Annotated in this window: 8 protein-coding genes; 3 read left to right on the top strand and 5 right to left on the bottom strand. The window is 52.3% G+C overall.

Annotated features, from left to right (window positions below):
* The first annotated feature begins 177 nt into the window (after window positions 1-177).
* Window positions 178-738: a hypothetical protein gene (locus KF749_18490; GenBank protein MBX2993146.1), complete on the top strand. Its 561-nt coding sequence runs from the start codon at window positions 178-180 to the stop codon at window positions 736-738.
* On the opposite strand, the gene KF749_18485 is transcribed toward KF749_18490, so the two are convergent.
* The 5 genes from KF749_18485 to KF749_18465 form a co-directional block, all read right to left on the bottom strand.
* On the bottom strand, window positions 733-1,446 hold the full coding sequence (locus tag KF749_18485; GenBank protein ID MBX2993145.1) for a hypothetical protein: 714 nt from the start codon (window positions 1,444-1,446) through the stop codon (window positions 733-735). The two genes, KF749_18490 and KF749_18485, sit on opposite strands and share 6 nt — an antisense overlap.
* Before the next feature lie 119 nt (window positions 1,447-1,565).
* A complete protein-coding gene (gene mdh / locus KF749_18480) occupies window positions 1,566-2,489 on the bottom strand; it encodes a malate dehydrogenase (protein ID MBX2993144.1) in 924 nt (307 codons plus the stop codon).
* A gap of 120 nt (window positions 2,490-2,609) precedes the next feature.
* Window positions 2,610-2,873: a 50S ribosomal protein L27 gene (gene rpmA / locus KF749_18475; GenBank protein MBX2993143.1), complete on the bottom strand. Its 264-nt coding sequence runs from the start codon at window positions 2,871-2,873 to the stop codon at window positions 2,610-2,612.
* Window positions 2,874-2,875: 2 nt separating this feature from the next.
* Window positions 2,876-3,187: a 50S ribosomal protein L21 gene (rplU, locus tag KF749_18470; GenBank protein MBX2993142.1), complete on the bottom strand. Its 312-nt coding sequence runs from the start codon at window positions 3,185-3,187 to the stop codon at window positions 2,876-2,878.
* Between the two features lie 131 nt (window positions 3,188-3,318).
* On the bottom strand, window positions 3,319-4,284 hold the full coding sequence (locus tag KF749_18465; protein ID MBX2993141.1) for a phosphatase PAP2 family protein: 966 nt from the start codon (window positions 4,282-4,284) through the stop codon (window positions 3,319-3,321).
* Window positions 4,285-4,753: 469 nt separating this feature from the next.
* Here KF749_18465 and KF749_18460 point away from each other — a divergent pair, with 469 nt between their 5' ends.
* Both KF749_18460 and KF749_18455 read left to right on the top strand, forming a co-directional pair.
* On the top strand, window positions 4,754-6,916 hold the full coding sequence (locus tag KF749_18460) for a T9SS type A sorting domain-containing protein (GenBank protein MBX2993140.1): 2,163 nt from the start codon (window positions 4,754-4,756) through the stop codon (window positions 6,914-6,916).
* A 97-nt stretch (window positions 6,917-7,013) separates the two neighbouring features.
* Window positions 7,014-8,681 (top strand): hypothetical protein (locus KF749_18455; GenBank protein ID MBX2993139.1); only part of this gene is annotated, 1,668 nt, incomplete at its 3' end.

The following is an 8,681-nucleotide window of genomic DNA, read 5'->3' as shown; positions in this document are numbered from 1 at the left end:
GGAGAACTCGCTGCTTTTTTCCTCCACAGTCGGATTGAGATTTCAGCCATGTGAGGGGGGAGTAACGGTTCGGGTTTCTGCAACGCCGTTTTTCGATCCTGCAACTCAGAAGTTCCGGCCATATGCCGGAGTCAGCATCGGCACTTCTTTTTGAATGTTCTGCAATGAGAGATGAAAATGAAGAAGAAGAACATGAAGCTTCTCGTGTTAACCCTGTTTGTGTTGTTCCAACAGGCCATGTCAGGCGGCAACTATCGATGCGCGTCGAAGCTAACCTCCGATGATTCATCGGACACGGTTGGACGGAGCGAAACGTTCTCCCGCAAGCTAAACCTGAACGATGCGGGTTCCTGGTTCGGCGTGAAAGCAGGATTCATGGCGAGCGGAGGACCCATCAGTGAACGGTGGGCATTCGGCATCAACTATGAGTATCGAACGAAGGATGTTCTCTCGTTTCCATTTGAAGGCCATGTAGTACGCAATCGGGAGGGCTCAAGCGCTCGCAGCATAGCAATAATCTCGACCTCACTACGAGTCAGGATCAGGCCTGTTGACAACTTGAACATGTACTTCCAGGGAGGTATCGGTGCAAGCCCGACCATTCCCGCTCCGGTAGTTCTCTATGGTGGCGGCGCCGAATGGCTGCTGCCCGGAAGGGTAGCGGTCGGACTGGGCTTGTATAGGGCGAGCGCGTTCATCGGGCCGCATGTAATGGCTCATGTGTCGGGATCGCTATAACTGCGGGCGGCTGCGAATAGCCTTCAACTCTCTCAGTTCCGCATTTCGCAAAACGTCGGAATCGTCCAGCGCCCGCGCAACAGAAGCGGGTGTGTCGGTTATCCAGAACGAGTAGTACATCCGCGGTTTCGTTATCTCGACTCTGTAAGAAAGAATCGTCCTCTCTTCGCCGTCAATCAGTATAGGCCCGACGTATCCGCTCGAAGTTCCTATCCTTCCCCGCACATTCTCTGTTTGCGGCGCGCCTATGCTCGTGTCGAGCGTAGCGATAACCCATGAACTTCCAAGAGGCTGCGAGAATGCGGCGATTCTATCCCACTGGGGCGTGAGTTGGAGCGTCTCACGTTCCGCAATGAGCGAGTGCAGAAAGCCCCATTGATACACATCGCCGTTGGGGTCGGTTGAGTATAGCAGGGAATCTCTCCGGGCAAATACTCCCGTTGTATCAAATGTGCTGTCAATAACCACCGTAACCGCCATCCTTCCGTTTAAAGCTCTTCCCGTATCGGCAACAGTCCAGGTATTTCTGAAGTATGATCGCGCAATCCGCTGTCCGAAGTTGTCGAGCTTCCAGTTGTCAAAGCTGAACCACATGCCGGGAGTGAGCCGGAAGGAGAACGGAGTTGTATTACTGCCGGTTACCGGAAGCTCCTCACGACAAGAGAGCGTGCCGACCAAAAGAAGGAGAATGAAAACGAGGCGCCGCAATTGAAAACTGAATTCTGCTGTTTGAAAAAATGATTTCTCTACAAATATAATCAAAAGAAAACGGGGTTTCAGCCGTTTGCCGAAACCCCGAAACATAGCGCGTCAAACACGCAACCCGCTTACAACTTCAGCTTTGCGATTTGCGACTTCACTTCTTCCGCGGATTTGTTGAGAGCCGCTTGTTCATCCGCCGTCAGCTTTATCTGAATGATCTCTTCGATTCCTTTGCTGCCCAACTTCACCGGCACGCCGACGAAGTTGTCGTTTATTCCGTACTCGCCCTGCAGATACACGGCACAGGGAAGAATTCTCCTCTTGTTCTTCACAATCGATTCCGCCATCAACACCGCCGAAGATGAAGGCGCATAGTACGCGCTGCCGGTTTTGAGGTAGTTAACGATTTCGATTCCGCCGTTGCGCGTGCGGGTGACGAGCCGGTCGAGCGTTTCTTTGTTCATCAGTTCGGTAATCGGAATGCCGGCAACAGTCGAGTAACGCGGCAGCGGAACCATCGAATCGCCGTGGCCGCCGAGCACGAAGGCATTTACATCTTCAACGGAAACATTCAGCTCCATCGCGATAAAACTGCGGAAGCGCGCCGCATCGAGAACTCCGGCCATGCCGATCACGCGATGCTTTTCGAATCCGCTCACCTTCCACGCTACGTAGGTCATCACATCGAGAGGGTTGGAAACGACGATAATGATCGACTTCGGCGACTTCGCGACGGCTTGCTCCGTGCAGCTTTTCACGATTGCGCTGTTTGTGTTCATCAAGTCATCGCGGCTCATGCCCGGTTTACGGGCAATACCGGCGGTGAGAATGATAATGTCGGAGTTTGCCGTTTCGTCGTAGCCGTTCGTTCCGACAACCTTCACGTCCGTCTTTTCGACGGGAGTTGCCTCAAACATATCGAGGCCTTTGCCCTGCGGCACGCCTTCGATCACATCCACCAACACAACTTCGTTTGCCAATTCCTTGTCAACAAGACGCTGCGCGCAGGTCGCGCCAACGTTACCGGCACCGATAACTGTAATCTTCATGGTAGTATCTCCATTGTTTGTTCTGAGAGTGAACTAAATGAGAAAGTAATTTTAGGATTGGAAAGAACGGAGGGCGCGAAAAAACAATCCCGCCTTTCGGGCGGGATTCATATCAACAACTCAGGCTGTAACCTTCGGAAGAATGCTGACAACTTTCTTCGCTTTGCTGTACTTCTTGAAATTCACGACCCCGTCGGAGAGGGCGTACAGTGTATCGTCGCTGCCGATGCCGACGTTGGTACCCGGACGGAATGCCGTGCCGCGTTGCCGGACGATTATGCTTCCGGCGGTTACCATTTCACCACCGAATCGTTTCACACCAAGACGCTGCGCATTGCTGTCGCGTCCGTTGCGGGTACTGCCGAGACCTTTTTTGTGTGCCATGACTACTTCCCGATTTTTGTAATCTGAACCTGCGTGTACGCCTGCCGATGCCCGCGCTTCACGCGGTATCCTTTGCGTTTCTTCTTCTTGAACACGACAACCTTGTCATCCTTCATGTGGTCGAGTACTGTTGCCTCAACACTTGCGCCGGATACTGTCGGATTTCCGATGCTGACTTCCTTGTCGCCTGCAAGCAGCAACACTTTGTCGAACGAAATGGTTGCGCCCTTGTCCGCCTTGAGGGTCGGGACATGCAACTTGTCATTTGGGGCAACTTTGAACTGTTTTCCGGCAATATCAACGACTGCGTACATCTGGATACCTGTCAAAAGAATACGATTCTGGTGGATAAACGGGTGAATAAAATAAGCAATCACCCGAAAAGAAGCAACGCGGTCAAGATGAAGAAACATTCATTATTCAACCTCCCCCTATAAGTCCTGACTTACTTGATCAAGCTCTCCGGAAACTTGCTTTCCATTGTCTGGTACCGGCGTTTCAGGAAGATGTAAAGTCTTGCGGATGTTATGATGCAGAAGAGAGCAAATACCGCCCCTGCTATCAAATCAATAACGTAGTGGTAGCGATGGTACACTGTTGCAACAATGAGCAGTGTCCCCACGACATACGTGAAGTAGCGCGATTGGGCCCCGTACTTGCCGCTCAGATACATCAACACAATCGTCATCATTGTGTGCCCGCTGGGGAAGACATCCCGTTGTGTAAGCGTGATGGCGATTTCGTTCGGCACGCCTGTGGGGATTGAGCCGCCTGCATTCACAAACCAACGGAATGATTCGGTGAAGAAAAGGCCAGGAAGTTCCGCATCGAGCGCCGCAAAATCGTGCAGCGTAAACCGGGGCCCGACTGCAGGGAGCAAAAAATAGCCGAGATACGAGAGAAAGAACCCGTACACACACGTAAACATGAAGTAGTGAAAGAGATCAAGATTGTGCCTGCGGTAGAATTCGTAGCCCAGAATTAAAAACAGAAAGTAGAACAGCGTGTACGCAATCTGGAGAATTTCGGTAAGCCACGGTGTTGCGAACTGCATAATCCATTCAGTCGGGTTTACGCCAAATAGCCAGAGATCGATTGCCATCAGCACATCATCATAGTCCCTGCCGCCGTGAATCGGCTTGATCATGAAATACAGGGCTTTGTATGAGAAGAATGTAGCAACCGGCACATACCAATCATGCAGCAGCCGAAGCGGCTTCCAGCCGGTAGTATGGCGCGCATAGGCGATGATGCAGATAATGGTGGAACCGGCGAAATTGCTCAGCACAATCAGCCACCAATACGGTATCCGGTCGGCAAACACAATGTTGATGCAGGAGAGAATGAGATTGAACCCGATGAACAGCATGTCGGCGGAGTGGAGATACTTGCTGATGGAGTGGAATCGCATGCGTCTCGTTGCTATGGGGGATATAGAGATAAGAACGGCTTTTGAATATAGCGATTCACGGCATGTGAAAAAAGTGAAAGTGCCTGTCGCAACAAGCGGAAAGATCCCTTGGGACGTGAAATGCTGGAGATCCCTTCCGGATTCCGCTGTTTTCCGGTGTGTAGATTCTCAACGTTTCTCAATTCTGCAAACACGTTCCCAATTCTAATAAGCTGGAATCACAGAATTTCGACCGGTTCTCCTCCCGAAACATGACCAATCTTGTCACATTTCTCAGATTGGGATGATTGTGCAACTGTTACCTGCTTGACGACTCCACCAGTGATGCAATTGCCACACCTCCCGTTGGCACGAGTATTGGCTCTATGATAAGAGCAAAGTTGTTGTAAAACGCCTCACTTGTTCTTTCCGACGGTCCCGCATCCAGCGGACCAAGACTACATCAATTCATTGAAAGGATTCTCACATCATGAAACGAATTGTTACCCTCTGCCTGGCAGTGCTTGTCATAAGCATACTGGTGGCAATGTTGGCCGACGTTGCCGCGCAGACAATAAAGGTAAACACAATCGGAAGGTCGCTGAACAGCCTTACTGCCCCTGTTCCGGGTGCGACTGCCCCGGCTTGGAATATCTCGACAGGTTTAAGGGCGGTGGGTGTACAGTCACGCGTATATTTCCAGGTTGATAGCGCAGGTTCGGGCGCCGGGGCAAGTCCTGTGTGGACAATTCTCGCAAAGCCGGCAACATCAACGGCAACGCTCGACAGCGCCACCGGAAGCCTCATCAACAGCATCAAGGTGGATGTCGGCGGCGAGTATGTTGTCAGAGCAACTATCGGGGCGTTGAGCGCACAAGATACCGTGTTTGCCACGACCTACTGGGGCGTTTCCACGGATCCGCAGGGCGGCTGCTTCTGTCACCCGAACGCGGCAACCATCAAAACGAACTGGCAGGCTTCAAAACATGCCACGCTGTTCAATAAGGGCATTACAGGCAATTCGGATGTTTCGCGGGGACAAGGACAATATTCACCCTCGTGCATCAAGTGCCACACCAACGGCTGGGATCCGAATGCCAACAATAACAACTTCGGATATCAGGTAAAGCAAACCGGATGGGATACATCATGGTACGCCGGCCTCCCGCGATACGGCAACTACTATCTCATCAACCAGAACGACACCAGCCGCTGGAACATGCTGACTGCGACGCAGAAGACTCACGCCAATGTCGGCTGCGAATCGTGCCACGGCCCGATGGTGGACCACAAACTGACGGCCGATCCGAAGAAGGCCGGTCTTTCCATCAAAGCAGATGTCTGTAATGTTTGCCACGACGGTTCGCGCCGCCACAGTATCGGCACGTACTTCGAGCAATCTGGTCACTCGCAGCTCCACTACGGCGGTGCAGCCGAAGGCGGACGCGCAAATTGCCAGCCGTGCCACACAGGCGCGGGATTTCTCTACTACACGAGAAACGCCCCGGCGAGCTATGATACTATCGGCATTGCGGCAAAGTGGGTACTGAGCCGCGATGCGGGAACTTCCATCAGTTGCCAGGCTTGCCATGACCCGCACGGCAACAACAATCCGTATCAACTCCGTTCAGTGAGATTGGATTCGCTGCGTAATGGCTACCGCATACCGGAATCGTTCAACAACAATCCCGGCATGTTGTGCGCACATTGCCACTCCTCACGATATAGCATTAACGTTCGGATCAAAGCGAATCAACCGCCCTACTACGGGTTCAACGCTCGCTTCTATGCTCACTACAACACACAAGCAGACATGCTGTACGGCTCGAACGGATCTCAAGTGGAATCAGACTTTTTGGGTCTCAATACGCACGGAGGACTCGAGGGCGGATGCACGAGCTGCCACATGCAGAAACGCAAGAACAGACTTGACGGCTCGAACAATTTACTGTCGAACCACTCATTCAGCATGACGGACACAATCTTTGCGGGCAACGTGTACAAACCTACGGACGCCTGCAAGAGCTGCCACGGCCATATCGAAGACTTCAATGATATCCGTGCATTCTACGATTTCGATCGCAACGGCGTCATCGAAGGCGTGCAAACCGAAGTCCAAGGGCTGCTTACCCAATTGAAAGCCATCCTGCCGCAACGAAACGGTGAAGTGATCGGTGGCGGCACGGTGAATGCGGCAGACTCGGCAATGATTCACAATCGCCTTGATTTGATACGCGGCATCTGGGCGTATAAGTTCGTATTGTACGATGGAAGTTTGGGCATACACAACACGAAGTACGCCGTTCGCCTGCTCTATCAGGCGTTGGGTTGGACACCGTTGACGAATTCCGTGAAGGAACTCCCGGGTATTGCGCAGGAATTCTCACTCGGCCAGAACTACCCGAATCCCTTCAACCCGACAACAAACATTCGCTTCTCGCTGCCGAAAGATGAACACGTAACATTGCAGGTGTATGACGTTACCGGCGCTTTGGTGAAAACGATCGTCGATCAGACACTTCGCTCAGGCAACGCCGAGGCGACATGGGATGGAACCAATGACAACGGTTCCAAAGTTGCCAGCGGTATGTATCTCTATCGTTTGAAAGCCGGCAACTTCGTGACCACGAAGAAGATGATCATGATGAAGTAATGTAGGCTGATTTTCTTTGCCACAGAAACACAAAGGCAGGCAGCGACATGTTGCCTGCCTTTGCTTTTCAATGCAACTGTTTTGCATATTCGATCTGATGAAGGTACGGCAACACATAGCGGTTTTTCTGGTTCTCACAATAACTGTCATCGCTGAAGGCTCTGCACAGGAGGCGATGCCGAAATTCTGCGCTCCTTCCTCAGATCCTGCCAGCGCTGCTGCCATTTTGGACACAGGCGGCATTTATATGACGGCAAGAGGGACTGTTCGGGCGCTGATTGTGTTTGCCAGTTTCTTCGATGACAACACGTCCCACCCCTACTGGCCGCAGCACCAGCCGCCGCAGTTCATGCAGGAATTCATCGATCCCGATACAAGCACGCATTCAACCTCGCCATTCAATCTGACCAATTACTTCCGTCAAATGTCCCTCGGTCAGTTCAACTTTGTGGGTGAGGCCATCTGGATAGAGTCAACACATTCACAAGAAGAATATCGCGACGGCGCATACGGACGGGCAAACAGACACCTGCTGCAAGAACAAGTTGACCCTGTTGTTGATTTCACGCAGTATGATCATTGGACAAAGACGTCGGACTACCATCATGTGAACGCTCCGGATGGAATAGTCGATATGATCATCATGGTATGGCGGACGAACATGTTCGAGTACCTCGGCGAAGCGTCGCTGGGCTACAATTGGGGAGGTTTCACCGTTGATGGCAAACGCATCGAGACCGGATATCCTGCATATCTTCCCTACCCTCTCGGTTCGGGTGTGACGGTTCAATACATCTATGGTGATTCGCCACGAAAAGTCATGCAGACAATGGTGCACGAAGTCGGGCACTGGCTGCTTGGCAAGATGCATCCGTACAACGGCGATCTCTTGAGCGGAAAGCGAGCATATTGGGGGATGCTCTGCAGCAATCAGCGGGTCGCATCGTGTGTCAACGCGTACGAGCGCGAGCGGCTTGGCTGGATCACTGTTCCCGAAATTCCTCCCGACCAGAATGTGGCACTACCGGATTTCCTGACGACCGGCGCAGCGTTCAAGTATCATCCGCACAACGGGGAACCTTTCGAGTATTTCTATCTTGAGAATCATCAACTGCTGTCGCCTTTTGACGACGTGACGTTGAACCCGAACGACAAAGGTATTTGGATTCTCCACCAGGAGAGCATCTACTCGGAAATGGACAACTTCAGAATCAAGCCGGCGGATGGAGGCTGGCGCTGGCAGAATCCCTCAAGCTCCACTCTGTGCTTCAGCCGGTCACTACCGGTATTTCGAAAGGAAGCGCCTTTCCCGGCGGGTCTGTCGCATCGCGATCAAATTCCAAACCAGGCAAGCGCCATCAACTGGCTGCAAGCATTTCTTGATCCTTCCGGATATCTCCAATGCGGAAATTTTCCCGCGGGCGAGTATTTCAGAGGTTCATTCAATGTATTCAATCCCGTCTTCTCCCCTTACAGCAATCCCAACAGCAACACGTGGGGAAATCAGCCGACGCAGTTCTCGTTTGAAATTCTGAATGAGAGTAACGGAATCATCACATTCCGCCACAACTCCAATCCGCTTGCGGGGTCGCCCGCACGGCGGTTTCTCGGCCGCAATCCTCTCGCTCAATCAATGCCGTCGGGAATGCTTGCCCTTGCGTGGGGTTCGCAATGGCACGAAGGACAGCCCGTTGAAGCGGACGTGAACCTGTCGCAGCTTGAGCGTCAAATCGGAATTGGGGGGAATTGGATTTCCGTGCACGAA

It is taken from the genome of Bacteroidota bacterium (assembly GCA_019637975.1).
Taxonomy (GTDB): Bacteria; Bacteroidota; Ignavibacteria; order UBA10030; family UBA6906; genus CAADGV01.
This window is presented reverse-complemented; position numbering and strand designations above follow the sequence as displayed.

Excerpts from the sequence above, each read along its gene's own strand:
- KF749_18490 (MBX2993146.1), top strand. The coding sequence starts at position 178 with ATGAAGAAGAAGAACATGAAGCTTCTCGTGTTAACCCTGTTTGTGTTG.
- KF749_18460 (MBX2993140.1), top strand. The coding sequence starts at position 4,754 with ATGAAACGAATTGTTACCCTCTGCCTGGCAGTGCTTGTCATAAGCATA.
- mdh (MBX2993144.1), bottom strand. The coding sequence starts at position 2,489 with ATGAAGATTACAGTTATCGGTGCCGGTAACGTTGGCGCGACCTGCGCG.
- KF749_18465 (MBX2993141.1), bottom strand. The coding sequence starts at position 4,284 with ATGCGATTCCACTCCATCAGCAAGTATCTCCACTCCGCCGACATGCTG.
- rpmA (MBX2993143.1), bottom strand. The coding sequence starts at position 2,873 with ATGGCACACAAAAAAGGTCTCGGCAGTACCCGCAACGGACGCGACAGC.
- rplU (MBX2993142.1), bottom strand. The coding sequence starts at position 3,187 with ATGTACGCAGTCGTTGATATTGCCGGAAAACAGTTCAAAGTTGCCCCA.